Below are 17,162 nucleotides of genomic sequence, written 5' to 3' on the forward strand. Positions count from 1 at the left end.
TTAATTTTCAAATTTCGCAAAAAACTGATCCAGTTTATCGAAATCCTGCTCTCCAATTAAGCCTAAAAAATTGGCAAAATTAGGTGTAATACTTTCTAAAGATTCTTTGATCTTAAACATAGCATTAAATTCAGTAATGAACTCTGCGCGCATATCAAAAGAACTTACCAAAGTCTCGTAGAAAACTCTAAACAAACCAGCATCACTATACAAAACCTGATCATCGATAGAAATCACCTTAAGTAAATTCATTAAAAGTTTTTTATCTTTTAATTCGACAGCTACAGCCAACCCTTTGGTAAAGTTGGCAAATAACATCTGTAGGGACTCCTTATCGTTGTATTCAGGAATTGGAACTGGAGTAAACTTGCAGTTCTCATACACATTAATTGCATTCTCTTTATCTCCAGCTGTTAGATACATAAAAGCACGAACATTTATCAAACTCAATTGATAAAATTCCTGATATTTATCCTCTGGTAAATCAAGTAAAGCCTTATCTATAACCTCACCACCTTTAGCCATAGCTTCCTTAATCTTTTCCTCTCCTCTTTTAAAAGAATACTCGGCCATATATTGCAAAGCCCAATTCAATCCATACACCCATTTTCCAAGCTTAGAACATGATGAATATCCCTTTGCATATTCGTCACCTGCCTCGTTAAGTTCTCCAAATAAAGAGAATGCTCCGGCACGTAACTGTAAAATCTCTAAATAAAATTGAGCCTCCTCTTTTAGCTCCTCTACTCTATTGTCATTAAGAAATTGACGAATTATTTTTGGATCTTTTCCTTGAATTCCTTTGTTGTACAACTCAATTAAAGATTGGTATGTTTCCTTACTTGTCTGCATATTATATTGATTTATTTATTCTAATTAATTGAACAAATCCCAATGATACCACACTTAAAAATGCTCCAGCTAAAAATGGTATCTGAGGGTTTATCATCCATAAAATTCCGCCAATAACGGGAATTACCACTGCCGAAATATGATTAATTCCAAATCCTACAGCCATGGAAGGGGCAATATCTTTTTTATCTCCTGTTTTTTGAAAATAGGTATTAATTCCCATTGAAAATCCGAAAAAGATATGGTCTATAATGTATAAGGCAGCTATCACAATTCCATTATCGATAAAAGCATATCCCAAGAACACAAAAATCAGAAAAGAATACTCGGCTGATAGCATTTTCCGTTCACCAAATTTATTAATTCCTTTCGCAATATAAGGGGATATGAAATAGGTAATTATATTATTTACAACGAATAATACTGCAATATTACTTACAGTGTAATTGTATTTTTCTACCAACATAAACACTGCAAAAACTACAAATATTTGTCTTCTCGCACCACTTAAAAAGTTAAGTACATAAAACAACCAATATCTTTTTCGAAGCACCATTCCTTTATTCTGTGGAACGATATTTTTATCAACAGGATCCCAAAATAAAGCCCACACACCAAGAGCAAAAACAGCAACTCCAATTAGTATAAAGCTGGCTTGTAGCGATATGATTTGAGAAATACCGAAAATAAAGGCTCCCATACTAATGTTTGCAACTGCTGTCCAGCTTTTCTGTTTTGCAAAAACAAAAGGTGATTGTTCAATCGAAAAATATTGTAGCGTAAGTGATTTATTAGTTGTTTCGAAGTAATGAAAACCAACCGACATAATAAGAGTGGTAAATACCAAGCCCAAAAAACTTGGAAAAAATCCAGTAAGAGCAACTCCCAATCCAACAAACAATACAGAAATCGCAGATAATCGATGCTCTTTAATAATCAATAATAAATAGATAACCAGAAAAACTAAAAAACCGGGTATCTCACGTACTGACTGTATTACACCTACCTGAAAGCCATTAATACCAACCTGATCAACTGCAAAGTTGTTAAATAAAGTTCTCCATCCCTGATGTCCTGCCGTAGCTGCAATTACCAATAACATTAAGTACTGGTACATTATATTTTTTCTCAGCTCTCTAGTCATTCTCAAAATCTATTTTCATTAAGCCGCGAAGGTACAAAAATGTACGCAGAGAATAGTTTCTTTAGACGATGAAAAGATAATTTCACAGAAGGCTTTTGTCTTGATCATTAATTTCTCAATTTTGTACTCAAATCAATAAAAAACGAAAAGCATGGATTTTAAAACATTGATATCAAATCGTTATTCTGTACGATCCTATTTACAAAAAGAAGTTGAGGAAGAAAAACTAATTAAAATTCTTGAAGCTGGACAAATTGCTCCTTCTGCAGTAAATTTTCAGCCCTGGCATTTCATTGTAGTAAGTGAACCTGAGAATCGTGAAAAATTTTCTGAAATTTATCACCGTAATTGGTTTAAAGAAGCGCCTGTGTATATAATTGTTTGCGGTGATCACAAACAAGCTTGGAAAAGAAAAGAAGATGGGAAAGATCACACTGATGTTGACGCAGCCATTGCTATTGATCACATGACATTGCAAGCAGTTGAATTAGGTCTTGGTACTTGTTGGATTTGCAATTTTTTTGTAGATAAATGTAAAGAATTTTTCAATTTACCAAAACATATTGAACCAATTGCAATTCTTTCATTAGGATATCCAAATAATGATAAGATACCTGCAAAAAAAAGAAAATCACTGGAAGAAATTGTTCATTGGGAAAAGTTTTAATTTATGAGTAAAATTCCAGTAACTGTAATAACAGGCTTTTTAGGAGCAGGTAAAACCAGCTTACTCAACCATTTAATTGATATTTATCCTGAAAAGAAATTTGCCATTATCGAAAATGAATTTGGCGAAGAGAATATTGATTCCCAATTGGTTGAAAACATCCAAAACGAAGATATTTTTGAATTAAGTAATGGTTGTATCTGTTGCAATTTAAATCAGGAGTTGTTCCTTGTTTTACAAAAATTGATTGATTCTAATCATTCATTCAATCATTTGTTAATTGAAACAACAGGAATTGCTGATCCTGGAAGTATTTTGGCTTCATTCATTAGCGATCCGATTGTTAAAAAAGAATTTGAGCTCGATAGTGTAATTTGTCTGGTTGATGCCTCCGTTTCGAAAGTAGATCCAGAAAAGGATGATATCTTAAACAAGCAAATTGCCGTTGCTGATCTACTTTTAGTCAACAAAACCGATTTGGTAGATAAAAAGCACTTACTTGAGTTGAGAAATTCTATTCAAATGAAAAATAATTTTGCCCAAATTTTAAATTGTGTTCACTCCAAACCAGAATCAAAAAAAATATTGGATAGATACGCCTACAATCCTTCCAATATATTCCAGCATATTCTAGGAATTGAAAAAAGAGAATCATCGACTACTAACTCTCATGGAATTCAGAGTATGCTTTACACTTCAGTAAAGCCTTTGAATCAATTTAAAATTGGCATGTGGCTCGATGCATTCCTCCAATTCAATCAAGATACTATTTACAGGGTGAAAGGTATATTGAATATTTCGGATGTTGATAATCGAATAGTACTACAATCGGTGCACACGCAGATACAAGCAACAGTTGGAAAAGCTTGGCAAAAGGAAGAAATACGAGAAAGTAAAATTGTTATTATTGGAAAGGATTTAAATCAAGATGCAATTCGAAAGAATCTGAAAGAACTTAGTGAATAAAAAAACGAGAGCCGCGGCTCTCGTTTTCTTTATATATCATCCGGTTTCACTAATTCGTTCCAATTGATCAAAATCTATAACACTAAGCTTTCGTCCATCTAGTTTTATAATGCCCTCGTTATGGAACTCTTTTAATATTCGAATGGCACTATCTTTCGACATCCCAGTAAGATCTGCTACATCCTGTCTTGAAAGGTGTAAATTAAACTCGGCACTCTCGTAAATTTTACTTGTAAGATAGATTAATCCATCTGCTATTCTTCCATGCATTTGTTTTTGTGAAAGACTAACCATTTTTTCAAACGAATAAATGCCTTTTTGAGTACAATTTCTAATAAACTCTTCTGCAAACAATGAATTTGATTTGATCAAACTTTTAAATGACTCAATATCAATAAAGCATGCTGTACAATCATCCAATGCCGCAATAGAATAGTGGTGTCTATTATCAAAATACAATGATGCTTGACCAACAATCTCCCAGGGTTTTACAATTCTAATTATTAATTGCTTATCTTGAACGCCTTCAACATACAATTTTGCCAATCCTGTCGTTAATATTAGCAAATGAGTAGCTGAGGTACCTTGTTTAAAAATTGTTTCGCCAGCTTTAAATTTAACTTCAAATCGGCTTTTATTTAATTCAATTAACTCATCATGTGAAAGCAAACTCAATTGGGGGATTCTCATATTGCAATCAACACAGTTTTTGCAATTATCAGATTTAGAAAATTTAGCCATAGTATTAGGTTAGAAATAGGGGTTTCAAAAATGGGTATTTAAAGCTATTTTAAAAAAAATTAAAATCAAATCATTTTTCACCCAAAATACTAGTGAATCATATGCTTCGTAATTAATATTTTCTATCAAACAACTATTAAATATAGAAAAAAGAGTGAGATAAGCCTAGTGAAACACTGATAAATGTCGATTTGAAAGAGACAAATTCCTTTTTTTCATAAAATAAATCTCGCCACGCCATAATCGCTGCTATAATTCCAAATTTTTACCTTTAGAATGAGGTGAAAAACCTTAAAGAACCTAATCAGTACTTAATCTAAAATCTAAATACTATGCAAAAGAGCAAATTAGTACACCTGTTACCGATTTTTGCGGCACTGCTCTGCTTTGTCTCCTGTGAGTACGATACAGTAGAATTCGATGAAATTGTAATTCCACCAGATCAAGAGGTTACTTTTGGTAATGATATCCAACCGATATTCAATGCTAATTGTGTTGATTGTCATGATGGTGGAATAGATCCGGATCTAAGAGAAGCAAATGCATACACTGCTCTACAAAATGGTGGTTACATCAACACCGAAACACCTGCCGATAGCGAACTGTATAAGGTTTTACTGGAAGGATCTCATAGTACAAGGGCTTCTGCCACCGAAAAGCAGTTGATTCTTGAATGGATAACCCGAGGTGCTAACAACAACTAAAAATTAAGACTATGAATACAAAATATATCAGTAAAAGAGATAAATATTCCTTTTTATCGATTTTCCTTCCATGTCTATTAATATTGACTTTTATTATTGGAATGTCGATACCAACTCTTGCCCAAGAAGATGAATTCGCTAACGAACCTGTAAGTGGCACATTCGAATCAGGCTTATTAGGTGAAACACAAACTACTGAAACTCCATTTGCAGGTGAATTTGGTTTGCATATTCAGCACCGTTTTGGTTTAATCGAAAATGGCTTGGAGGATGTTTTTGGAATATATTCTACATCTAATATCCGAATGGGTATTGATTATGGTATAACCGAAAAATTCATGATTGGTTATGGTTATACCAAAGAGTTCAAACTACAGGAATTTCATGGTAAGTACAGAGTTTTTACACAAACTGAATCGAATTCTATTCCTGTATCAGTTGCTCTGTATGGAAATTTAGCCATTAATTCCCAAGATGAAATGGTATTTGGAAATGACTATACATTCTCGGACAGATTAGCCTATTTCTCACAAATTATTGTAGCTCATAAATTCAACGATAACATTTCACTTCAGTTAGCTCCAAGTTTTACACATTTTAATAAAACAGATTCTCTTGTTGAACACGATAAGTTTGCAATTTCATTAGCAGGTAGAGCTAAAGTTACACCTTCAATGTCAGTATTCTTTGAATATGATCAACCTTTAAACATTGATGATATGAGAGAATATGAATCTGATGAGAACGATCCAGAAGCAAATTTATCTTTTGGTATAGAAATTGGTACTAGTACGCATGTATTCCAAGTGTTTATGTCGAACTATGAGGGAATTACTCCGCAGAGGAATGCTTTATACAATAAAAATAAAATTAGTGACGGAGATTTTCTTGTTGGATTCAACATCTTAGTAAGATTTTAAAATCTCTCATAAAAAATTAAGCTTATGAAAACGATAAAAATTTTTACCTTAATTGCTATTGCGATAGTTGGTTTCGCATTTACAGTGCAACAAAAGAAGGCGGGACCGTGGGAAGTTCCTGCAGAATATATGAGTATGGAAAACCCTATTGCAGATGATCAAGCCAGCATTAAAAAAGGTAAAATGGTTTACATGAAACATTGTCGCTCTTGTCACGGGAACCAAGGATTAGGTGATGGACCAAAAGCAGCTCGTCTTAAAACATTTCCTGGAGACTTCTCTTCAGCAGAATTTCACGCTCAAAAGGATGGTGAAATTTTATACAAGTCTATTATTGGTAGAGATGAAATGCCTAATTATGAGAAAAAAATACCTAGCAAGAAAGACAGATGGGCTGTTGTAAATTACATGCGCTCATTTAAAAAGTAAAATTATTTTAAGGATTAAAAAGGGTATAATTACATTGCATTATACCCTTTTTTTATCTTTTACCAGACCCGATTTATAATTAACCCAAGTAACAAAACCATTATGCTAAAACATTTAACGGTTTTTATCGGATTAATCTTCACCATTACCTTACTACATGCGCAAGATAATCCTTCTGCCGACACAAAAAAGAACCATGAATGCCTAAAGTGTCACGGAAACAGTACATATAAGTATATGAATGAGGATTTCGGAATGGAAATCAAAGAGTCGATGTGTGCGAATAGAATGATTGATACCATTGCCTATGCTCAATCTAATCATGGAATGTTTAAATGTACTGATTGTCATTCACCCGACTATGAAACTTTCCCACACGCAGGAAACCTTCGCATGGAAATGATGTATGCTTGTAATGATTGTCACGCAGGTGATCCTGAATATGAAAAATTTCATTTCGAAGCTATTGAAGAGGCATTTTATGAAAGTATGCATTACAACCGCTCCCCTGATGCTTTTACCTGTTGGAGTTGTCACAATCCACACACGTATAAAACACAAGCAAGGATTAGCAAAAAAATCTCTGAAACTGTCCTTTACGATAATAACATTTGTTTAAGTTGTCATGCTGATATCAGTAAATATGAGCTATTAACGGAAAGAGAAAACATTAATATTCTTAAAACACATGACTGGTTGCCAAATCAAGAGTTACATTTTAAGAATGTTAGGTGTATTGAGTGTCACACTCAATTAAATGATAGCTTATTAGTTAGCCATGTTGTGATGCCAAAAGAGAATGCGATTCGAGAATGTACTTCATGCCATTCGGAAAATTCTCATTTAATGGCAAGTTTGTACAAGTATAAGAGTCTCGAATCAAGAAAAAGTGGCGGATTTCTAAATGCTGTAATTCTTAACGATTCGTACGTAATTGGTGCAAATAGAAATCAATATCTAAACATATTAAGTGTAATTCTTTTTGGACTGGTATTAGTTGGAATATTTACACATAGTCTTTTCCGAATTTTTAAACGCAAATAAAATGGCTGACGAAAAATTATATTTATATCCTGTTTGGATTCGAATTTGGCACTGGTTAAATGCAATCATATTCATTATTCTACTTTTAACCGGTGTTAGCATGCAGTACTCAAATCCTGAAAATCCGTTATTGATTCCATTTGAACTATCTGTACAACTTCATAATATTTGTGGTATCCTTATAAGCATAAATTACCTGATATTTATTATCGGGAACTTGTTTACTTCAAATGGGAAACAATACAAAATGAAAACGAAGGGTTTATTTAAAAGATTATTTGATCAATCCATTTTTTACCTGTTTGGAATGTTTAAAAAACAGGAAGCTCCATTCCCGATTTCACTTGATAATAAATTCAATCCTCTTCAGAGATTTATTTATTCTACTGCAATGTATATTGGCTTTCCAATAATTATTGCAAGTGGTATAGCAATGCTATTTCCTGAAATAATTCTACCTCAAATATTTGGATTAAGTGGACTTTTACTTACTGCTTTAGTTCATGTTATTATAGGGTTTGTACTTTCACTATTCCTTTTTATTCATATTTATGTATGTACAATCGGAAGTTCTATTAGTAGCAATTTTAAAAGTATGATTACGGGTTGGCATTAATTCTACCTGTTTTTAAGATATAAAGACCGAACAATTAGTTGTTCGGTCTTTTTTATTGCGATAAACAAATTCTCTTTAATAATGATTTATAAACTGTTAATTTACTCCTAAGAATAATAAAAACTATAACATTATTAGATCTCGCTACGTACTTAGAATCAATACATTTCAATAATATCGAAAAAATTTAACAAAAATTTAGCTATTTTGTTTCACCCTTTTTATAATTTTGCCTGTCTATATAACAAATACATTAAGTTATTAAGTATCGAGTAAGCAAATGAAACAACCGCTTAAAAATATTTTTTCTATGATTCTGTTGGTTTTTTACCTAACAGGAATATGCGGTATTCATTTCATTAAACATAGCTGTTTTTCATGTAATCATTCAGATCTTCACATCACACTTAGTGCTGATAATTTCGCAACAGAAAGCGAACATTGCTGTTGTGAGAGTCATGATCATTCTCGTGAATCGCATTTTGAATCAACTTCGAATACATCTCAAATATGCTGTGATTACGATTTTGTTTTTCTAAAAACTAATCCGACTACTACCATTAGTAAAAATAGTAAAGCTCCCAATATTTTGGAGTTAAATATATTTGTTACCGATAATTTTAAATTTCTTTCATTTTTAACTCCTGTAATTCCATCATTGGAATACATTGATTCTTATCCAGATTCTTCAGATAAAATCATGCAGGATTTCCTTTGTTGCTTCCTTTGTTGATATTCAATCAAATACTTTGATTCATGATTTCAATCAATATTGAAACCATTTAATATTCTTATAACAACAAACATTTATTCTGGAAATATTTATTAGACTAAAGATCAATATAACTTGGTCTTAAGGTTCTAATACTTTACAATTACTTTTTATGAAGATTAGAATTATTACGATAATCCTTTCTCTACTTCCCTGTATAAGTTTTGCAAAAGATATAAAAGGGAAAATTATAGAAAAACCAAATTCAGGAGAAATCATCCCTCTGGCAGGAGCTTCTGTGTTCTGGAAAAATACCAATATTGGTACTGCTGCCAATGCCGATGGTGTATTTAACTTGAGTGCAACCGCTAAATCAAACACATTGGTTGTGCAATTCGTTGGTTACGAAACCAAAGAAATCTTAATAAATGAGAGTAACAAAGATGAGATCCTGGTAGAATTAGTTCCAAACATTTCTTTAAATGAAGTAGTAATTTCTAAAAGGAAAGTAGGAACCGTGTTAGATCGGGACAATCCAATACAATCACAAAGTATTACGGGTGCAGAACTGTGTAAAGCTGCCTGTTGTAATCTTTCGGAAAGTTTTGAAACCAACGCTTCTGTTGACGTATCATATGCCGACGCAGCTACCGGTGCTAAATCGATTAAATTATTGGGACTCACCGGTAAATATATCGAAATGATGACTGAAAAAAAACCCAATTTTAAAGGCTTAGCTTCAGTCTATGGAATGGTATATGTTCCTGGTCCGTGGATGGAATCAATTCAAGTATCAAAAGGTGTAGGCTCGGTTATAAATGGATATGAATCTATCACCGGACAGATTAATATTGAATATCAAAAGCCACAAAAATCACCAAAATTCTATTTAAATACCTATGCAAATAGTATGGGAATGGCTGAGGCAAATATTATTACATCAGCCAAATTATCACCTAAATTGTCTACTTCTATATTGGCACATGTTCAGGATAATGATAAAGAAATTGACAAAAATCATGATGATTTCTTAGATGATCCAATGGTAACGCAATACAATTTTATCAACCGATGGAATTGGGATGCAAGTGAGTTTTTAAAAGTACAATTTGGTGCAAAATTTATTGATGAGAAGCGAATTGGAGGTCAAAAAGGGTTTGATGAAAGCAAACCTAATGATTCTAACAATACCTATCGCATTGATATTGACACCAGAAGATACGAGGCTTTTGCTAAATTTGGTTATATCTTTCCAAATGATGATGATAAAAGTATTGCCTTGATTACCAACTTTGCCTCACACGAGCAAAATTCCTTTTATGGACTAAGGACTTATGATGCGAATCAGAAGTATTTCTATGCCAATTTATTGTTCCAATCATACATTGGTAATTTAAAACATAAATACACAGCAGGTTTATCCTTTGTATATGATAATTTTAAAGATCACCTTAGCGGCGATAATTTAGGTACTAACAGAACTGAGAAAGTGGGTGGAGCTTACGTGGAATACACCTGGTTACCTAACGATAAAATAACCTTGCAAACAGGTTTAAGATATGATGATCACAATATTTACGATGGCTTTTTAACGCCTCGTGTTCATTTCAGATATCAATTTGCTCCTAAATCCACAATACGCCTTGCTGCCGGTAGCGGAAGAAGAACATCAAATCCGATTGCCGAAAACAGTTTCTTGTTAGCATCGAATCGTTCATTTGAAATTTTAGAAGATTTAAAACAGGAAAAAGCATGGAATTTTGGCTTAAGCATGACTCAATATTTTAATTTATTCGGAAAAGGTTTTACGCTTTCAGCAGATTTCTATCGAACTTCTTTTGAAAATCAAGTTATTGTTGATTTGGACCATAGTGTAAACACAGTACAATTCTATAATCTAGATGGTAAATCGTGGGCAAACAATTATCAGGTAGAATTAAAATTTGAACCGGTTGAAAGGTTTGATGTAACAACGGCAATTCGATTTTCTGATGTAAAAGCAGATATTAATAATGAGTTTCAAAAAGTTCCGTATGTAAATCAATATAAAGGTTTAATCAATTTATCTTATGCCACAAACTTTAACAAATGGCAATTTGATTTTACAACGCAATTCAATGGTGATATGAGGATTCCTTCAACTCAGGAAAATCCAACACAACACCAGAGAAGGGAAAAGTCTCCAACTTATGCCCTGATGAATGCTCAGGTAACGAAAAGGTTCAGAATTTGGGAAATTTACGTAGGAGCAGAAAACCTTGGAAACTATACTCAGAAAGATCCAATTATTTCTGCAGACAATCCATTTAACGAAAATTTTGATGCCTCAATGATTTGGGGACCCATACAAGAACGTAAATTCTATGTTGGCGTACGATTTACAATTGACCGAGAATAAACAATACTAATACCTAAACCATAAAAAATTTAAACATGAAGAATTTAACACAAATTTTTAAAAGCACAATTTTAGCCCTTAGCATTATCTTACTTTCTAACGTTGCTTTTGCAGGAAACAAAGATGCCAAAAAAGTAGAATCTGTTGTATTTAAAGTAGAAATGGACTGCATGGGATGCGCTGGCAAAATTGAAAAAAACATTCCTTATGAAAAAGGAGTTAAAGAATTAAAAGTTGATTTTAAGAATCAAAAAGTAACGATCAGCTATAAAACTGATAAGACTAATAAAGAGAATTTAAAAAAGGCTCTTGAAAAGTTAAAATTTAAAGTTAAGGAAGTAAAATCATAACTTATAAAAAATAGCAAAAGGGCTGTTGTATTGACAACAGCCCTTTTTGATATCTAGTAAATTGTTTTAGTTAATCAAATATAGCAATTGATTCTTCTAGTAACGCTTCTGTGTAACGTGGATTATGAACTCCTAAACTTTGGTCTTCCAATACAGTTTTGTAATTGTATAATGCACCTGCTTGTTCAGCTGGATAAGTTCCAAGAACAATAGCTCCGTCAACATCAAGCAAGCCAGCCGTTGTAAGTTCCGCTTTTAAATCATCCATCAAACCTTGGATTTTTGTTTGGAATCCATTATGGTCAAAAGTTGTCAGCGATGTGTGACAAGCTGTACAAGACTCAATTGTAGGAACCCAGTCGTGAGCTGCTACATCATCTTTATCTGCCATGTGACAAAGAACACAAGAACCAGCTGTTGCATGCGTAGATGTACCTGCGGTTGGATATTCTCCTGTTAAAGTTTCATAACCTGCGATACCCGCTACCATAGTTGCTTGAGGTGAATGATGAGGTCCATATCGAGAACTAGTAACTTCGAAATTACCATCACCGTCAGGTACAGTTGGTCCTGTTCTTGGTTGATGACAATTGGCACAAAGGTTACTACTATTGCCAAAATCAACTTCTGCATTCTTATCAATTAATAAGGCTACAGGGATATTTGTGCTTAATGCATAATCCTGACCATCTGTCTCAAAATCCAATGTACCATGAGTTGAATGGCAAGTATTGCAAGTTATATTTGTTGGAATCTCGAAATCTGCTGCTGTGGTATCTCTACCTGTCTTTTGAGTTTCTATAAATCCTTCGTGTGAGTGACATTTTGCACAATCATTTCTTGCACCAGCATAATCAGAAACCAATGGACTTCCTGGGTAGAAGTTTTGACTACCTCCATGAGTAGATGATTCGTATTGCGTAGTTATTAATGTTTGAACAGCATCATTGTGACAGGCTAAACAAGTAGTTGTTCCATCCGTTCCATTTGTACCATTTGTTCCATCGGTCCCATCAGCACCTGCTGGTCCCATTGGTCCCTCCTTTGTACAACCAACAATAATTAATGATATAGTGAATATTCCAATTCCTATAAGTTGAAAAAACAAGCGAGCTTTTTTCATAATCCAGAATATAAGGTTAATATTTGATAGTTACATTTTCATAGAAAGAGGAATTCCTCTTATACCTTTAAATATAGAAGAATGTAAAAAGCTTATCAATAATTACCTAGCGAGATATGTAAACGAGAATAAAGAGGTTTACGCCATTAAAAATACGATGATTTTGGTTTTAGAATCGATTTTTATCTATAATATATCGGCGTATGTCGTTAATTCTTATTCATGAAATATACCAATAGGAGCAGGAATAAGAAATACTTCTATATCTCTGGCTAGTTGATTACTAGCATCAAAACCATCATTAACAATAAAGCTAATTGTTCGATTGCCAGTAGTCCTTGAGCTGTCATTTTTAGTATTTCTATATTTAACCGTGATTAATGCATTCTGCATATTAGTAACACTTGAAGAACTCAATTGGATGGTTTGATCTGTTATTGTAGCAGTAACACCAGATACTGTTGAATAAATCAATTGATCTTCACCAGCAATAAAACCTCCTGAAATAGTTATTGTAGCTGTTAGCATATCATTGTCATCGTCAGCAACCGTAATTGAAGAACTTACTACTTCATCTCCATTACAGTATTCTATGTTGGTTGCTTCAATATTTGTTAATTCAGGAGCCGAATTTAACTTTCCAAATGTAAAATATTGTCTATTGACAAAATCAAAATCTACTTCCCAATTGCTACCATTAGAGTTTAATGCAATTTTTTCAGTTGCTGTTGTATTCGGAAATGATACATCTGAACTTACAAAAAGTGTGGTAACTCCTGCGGTAACACTACTTTTTGGTATCTGTAAACTAACAGTTCCTATAGTTCCCGTTTCAGATACTCTCCATATTCTGTTAATTCCATTATTGGAAACACCTAAATAATCTCCTGTCATATCAGTTGAAGTACCGCCATTATTACTCCAAATTAAAAAAGAATTATCAATCGAAATTGCTGTAGGATTATCTATATCTGTACCATTTGCGATTGTTACTATAGCTGTAGAATTAATACTCTTGGATTTAAATTGAGCCAAACTAGTATTTACATCCAAACCAATACCAGTAATATCATTGTTAAATAACGAATTATCAGTTCCATTCCATACTACAGTTCCGTTTGACGACATATAATTTTGAGCACTACTTTGATCTAAAGTAATACCATATTTTAAAGCTAAATAAGTTTCAATCTTGTTTCGTTTATCTGTGTCCAGATACTCTTTTGCGTAAGAAATTTCTGCAAAATGTCCCTTGAAAAAATAATTATTACCTGATTGATTGTTAACATTGGGCTCAAAGTAGGAATCTCCAACCATACCTCCAACTCCAATATCTGCTCCGTGAGCATACAATCGACCTACACTAGAAATGGTCTGCCTCACATCTCCAGCCTCTACTAACTCAATAATTCCATTTTCTGAATTCGTTCCATTAAAATTAAATGTTAACAGATATGTTTTGTTTGCAACAATACTTATTTTCTGAGAAAAATACCCCCATGGAGAACCTGCTCCATCATTATTTAAATTCCAGGCACCAATATATAATTCTCCATTAAAAATATATGTATTAATACCACGAGCTGTTCCTCCTTCTTCATATAAAACCTGTCTGGTATTTATATCGCTACCCGCAGTAAATACAATACTAAAAGCCTTCTCTAAAGTAGAAGTCATATTATTCAGCTCATCTGAATCCGGAATGGTTAATACTCTATTTGTAGAGCCTGAATAGTCTAAAATAGGATTAAAATTTAACCTATTAGTTCGATAGATAGGCTGAGAAATACCAGACCTTTGAACAGCATTATTACCATTCAATTGATCAGACCATGTAGTAACTGCTACCCCATCCGTCGTTGTACTAGTTCCTGCATCAGCTTTAAGCCAGAATTCCAGATTTGCTTCTCCACCTCCGGGAGCTGGCTTTGGTTTTGTAGCTAAAGTAATATACTGATTATTTGTTACTGATACATTTGTAAAAGTAAGTACATCCTGACTAGCATTTAAACTTATACCTGTAACATGTTCAGTTGCACTTGTAAAATCCTCTGAAGAACTAATCAACAATGCAAAATCATTAACATTTGGAGAACTTATCCCCAAACTTGCCAAATCAAAACTCAATTCTACAGTTCCAGGATTACCAGACCTGGCTACTTTCCATATTCTTGCAATTCTCTCTCCTCTGCTTGATGGCACCTCCGTGCTTCTATCTGTTAGGGTAGCATTATCATTTCCAAATATCAAGTAAACCCTATCACTTAAGGTTGATTCAGCTTGAATATCAAGTGCTGCATCACCATTAATACTTTTTGATTGAGATTGATTTAAAAGAGAAATATTATCACGACCAATACCAAAAATATCGTTATTATAAGCGCTGTTTGATGCGGAATTCCAAACTATACTGCCATCTGAATTGATGTAATTTTTATTCTCAAGGGTAATACCATATTTAATGGCTAAATAAGTTTCGATCTGATTTTGTTCCTGGTTAGATAAACGGTCGTCATAGGAAATAATCTCAGCGATATCTCCATAATATCCTCTATTATTATAATATCCACCAGCATAAAATTTATTTGTGTGTGAATTTCCCCTTTCCTGATAGACAATATGCCACTCTCTATCATGCTGATATCCAGCAGAACCATTAATAAATGAATTTCCACCACTATTCCAATCATCATTATTATAACTTCCCCAATAATTACTGTCATCAGCTTTTCGAATTCCTTTATCACCTTCTAACCCAACAAGACCTGCAAGACTATTGGTAGAATTCGATTTTGTTACAACTACAATAGTTTGTGCCTCAACATTCTCATCTGACACAAGATTACGATTCGTATTATTCATTCGAACCACTGCATTATAATTCAATAAATCTCCACTTGAATTTTCAAAAGATGCATTGGTATTTGCTCCCTGTATCTTTAAATAATTATTAAAAGCAGCTAAATTTTCCCATGATTTCAATTGTTGTCCATCTCCAATACTTCCAGATAAATTGTCATTTGGAAAAATGTAATTTGGATCTGCCATAAACCAAATTCTTAGACCATCCAAATGTCCTCCAGGACCTCTTACTGGATTAACTCCAGGCACTTCAGGATCAATAACAATATCTATCGGTTCATCCGTTCCCTCATTTCCAGAATGATTTCCTCCAGTATTATCTTCACCATCTGCACCATTACTACCTGAAGTATTCACTCCAGAAGGAAAAGCTATTGATGAATAGATCAGACCAGATCCACCACCACCACCACCACCATGAGCAGCACTTGAACCAACATTTCCACCATCACCACCATCAACAGTTAAATTTATCTGACAAGAATTAGGTTGATAATTTTGTGTGTGAATTAGTATAACTCCTCCAGCTCCGCCGCCGCCGCCGCCATCATTCCCAGAATTGCCTACAGAATTTCCTAAAGCTGAAATTACATGGTTCGCACTGCAATTTGTAGTTAAAGTATTTACAATTAATATAATTATACCACCACCATTACCACCATTAGTTCCAACGGAGTTATTTTGCTGACCACCACCTCCACCACCACCAAAGAATAATCTTTGACTAGTTTTATTATAAGTCATTGCATCTCCTGCTGTTCCTCCAGCATAATTAGATGAGGTACAATTCCAACCTATTCCACCTTGACCACCTTGTCCGTGGTTAGATCCTCCACCTCCACCGGCATTGTGAGTAGATCCTCCACCTCCACCATTGGCTATAGGACCTTGACCTCTCAAATTTGATGAATAAGTAGATATTCCTTCTCCTTTTTCTCCGTAGATACTACTGTTACTTCTATAAATTGTAGTACAACCATTTCCATTGTTACTACTTCTTGCACCACCAACGAACCCTTGACCATCAACACTAATATTTGCTCCCAATGTAAGAGTATTAGCTTGCAGTATTAACACACCTCCATAGCCATTGGATTGATTCCAAGCTTGAGATGTTAAAGTTCCATTCGTAGTTACATTATTATATTGTGGAATACTAATCAATTGAACCATTCCATTCGTAGAGTAGGAATTCACTACACTTGTAAAAGTAACAGTATTCCCACTTCTTGATTGCACAGTTGCTATTTCGTAACGACCTGCATTTCCTAAAGTGCTTACTTGTCCAAATGAAGAATTATTACCAGTATTAATGCTAGCACCTTTAGCCTGATAAATAAGTATTTTTTTCCCAGTATCAAAATCACTTAATGATGCTCCGGTTTTACCAGCAGGAGTCCCAATTGTAAATTGATTTCCTACAATATTTGTTACTCTAGCATAACTATTCACAATACCATTTATGGTTTGTGAATAAGTCAAGTTAACAACAAGTAATAAAATTATCAAAATAAAAAGTGAGGATATCTGGCTTAACTTCATACTTGCTATTGTTTATTTTTTATTAATCGGTAAATATATAAAATACCACTAATATTGTGTCCTTAATCGATTATAACTGACAGAAAAGACTA

At 33.6% G+C, this 17,162-nt stretch carries 15 protein-coding genes; 10 read left to right on the forward strand and 5 right to left on the reverse strand.

Annotation, left to right across the window (positions count from 1 at the left end):
• Entirely contained in the window at positions 1-852 is an 852-nt protein-coding gene (locus tag GCQ56_RS15050; RefSeq protein ID WP_152735357.1) for a hypothetical protein, read from the reverse strand.
• A gap of 1 nt (position 853) precedes the next feature.
• On the reverse strand, positions 854-1,996 hold the full coding sequence (locus tag GCQ56_RS15055) for an MFS transporter (protein WP_152735358.1): 1,143 nt from the start codon (positions 1,994-1,996) through the stop codon (positions 854-856).
• Positions 1,997-2,147: 151 nt separating this feature from the next.
• Here GCQ56_RS15055 and GCQ56_RS15060 point away from each other — a divergent pair, with 151 nt between their 5' ends.
• A complete protein-coding gene (locus GCQ56_RS15060) occupies positions 2,148-2,663 on the forward strand; it encodes a nitroreductase family protein (protein ID WP_152735359.1) in 516 nt (171 codons plus the stop codon).
• Between the two features lie 3 nt (positions 2,664-2,666).
• On the forward strand, positions 2,667-3,629 hold the full coding sequence (locus GCQ56_RS15065; protein WP_152735360.1) for a GTP-binding protein: 963 nt from the start codon (positions 2,667-2,669) through the stop codon (positions 3,627-3,629).
• Between the two features lie 36 nt (positions 3,630-3,665).
• On the opposite strand, the gene GCQ56_RS15070 is transcribed toward GCQ56_RS15065, so the two are convergent.
• Positions 3,666-4,370 (reverse strand): Crp/Fnr family transcriptional regulator, encoded by a 705-nt coding sequence (locus GCQ56_RS15070; RefSeq protein WP_152735361.1) that lies wholly within the window; start codon positions 4,368-4,370, stop codon positions 3,666-3,668.
• Positions 4,371-4,702: 332 nt separating this feature from the next.
• Here GCQ56_RS15070 and GCQ56_RS15075 point away from each other — a divergent pair, with 332 nt between their 5' ends.
• The 8 genes from GCQ56_RS15075 to GCQ56_RS15110 all read left to right on the forward strand — a co-directional run bounded on the left by GCQ56_RS15075 (position 4,703) and on the right by GCQ56_RS15110 (position 11,543).
• Positions 4,703-5,074 carry a hypothetical protein gene (locus GCQ56_RS15075; protein WP_152735362.1) on the forward strand — a complete coding sequence of 124 codons (372 nt, stop codon included), beginning with the start codon at positions 4,703-4,705 and terminating at the stop codon, positions 5,072-5,074.
• 11 nt (positions 5,075-5,085) lie between these two features.
• Complete coding sequence (locus GCQ56_RS15080) at positions 5,086-5,994, forward strand: DUF5777 family beta-barrel protein (protein ID WP_152735363.1); 909 nt, start codon at positions 5,086-5,088, stop codon at positions 5,992-5,994.
• A gap of 24 nt (positions 5,995-6,018) precedes the next feature.
• Positions 6,019-6,423, forward strand: a complete 405-nt coding sequence (locus tag GCQ56_RS15085; RefSeq protein WP_152735364.1) for a c-type cytochrome — start codon at positions 6,019-6,021, stop codon at positions 6,421-6,423.
• A gap of 102 nt (positions 6,424-6,525) precedes the next feature.
• A complete protein-coding gene (locus tag GCQ56_RS15090) occupies positions 6,526-7,467 on the forward strand; it encodes a cytochrome c3 family protein (protein ID WP_152735365.1) in 942 nt (313 codons plus the stop codon).
• 1 nt (position 7,468) lies between these two features.
• Entirely contained in the window at positions 7,469-8,083 is a 615-nt protein-coding gene (locus tag GCQ56_RS15095) for a cytochrome b/b6 domain-containing protein (RefSeq protein ID WP_152735366.1), read from the forward strand.
• Positions 8,084-8,393: 310 nt separating this feature from the next.
• Positions 8,394-8,816 carry a hypothetical protein gene (locus tag GCQ56_RS15100; RefSeq protein WP_152735367.1) on the forward strand — a complete coding sequence of 141 codons (423 nt, stop codon included), beginning with the start codon at positions 8,394-8,396 and terminating at the stop codon, positions 8,814-8,816.
• A 151-nt stretch (positions 8,817-8,967) separates the two neighbouring features.
• Positions 8,968-11,193 (forward strand): TonB-dependent receptor, encoded by a 2,226-nt coding sequence (locus GCQ56_RS15105; RefSeq protein WP_152735368.1) that lies wholly within the window; start codon positions 8,968-8,970, stop codon positions 11,191-11,193.
• Positions 11,194-11,228: 35 nt separating this feature from the next.
• A complete protein-coding gene (locus tag GCQ56_RS15110) occupies positions 11,229-11,543 on the forward strand; it encodes a heavy-metal-associated domain-containing protein (RefSeq protein ID WP_152735369.1) in 315 nt (104 codons plus the stop codon).
• A gap of 70 nt (positions 11,544-11,613) precedes the next feature.
• Here GCQ56_RS15110 and GCQ56_RS15115 read toward each other — a convergent pair whose 3' ends face one another.
• Both GCQ56_RS15115 and GCQ56_RS15120 read right to left on the reverse strand, forming a co-directional pair.
• On the reverse strand, positions 11,614-12,666 hold the full coding sequence (locus GCQ56_RS15115) for a hypothetical protein (RefSeq protein ID WP_152735370.1): 1,053 nt from the start codon (positions 12,664-12,666) through the stop codon (positions 11,614-11,616).
• A 216-nt stretch (positions 12,667-12,882) separates the two neighbouring features.
• A complete protein-coding gene (locus tag GCQ56_RS15120) occupies positions 12,883-17,070 on the reverse strand; it encodes a hypothetical protein (RefSeq protein ID WP_152735371.1) in 4,188 nt (1,395 codons plus the stop codon).
• Positions 17,071-17,162: the final 92 nt, after the last annotated feature.

Source organism: Marinifilum sp. N1E240, from assembly GCF_009295825.1.
Taxonomy (GTDB): Bacteria; Bacteroidota; Bacteroidia; order Bacteroidales; family Marinifilaceae; genus Marinifilum_A; species Marinifilum_A sediminis.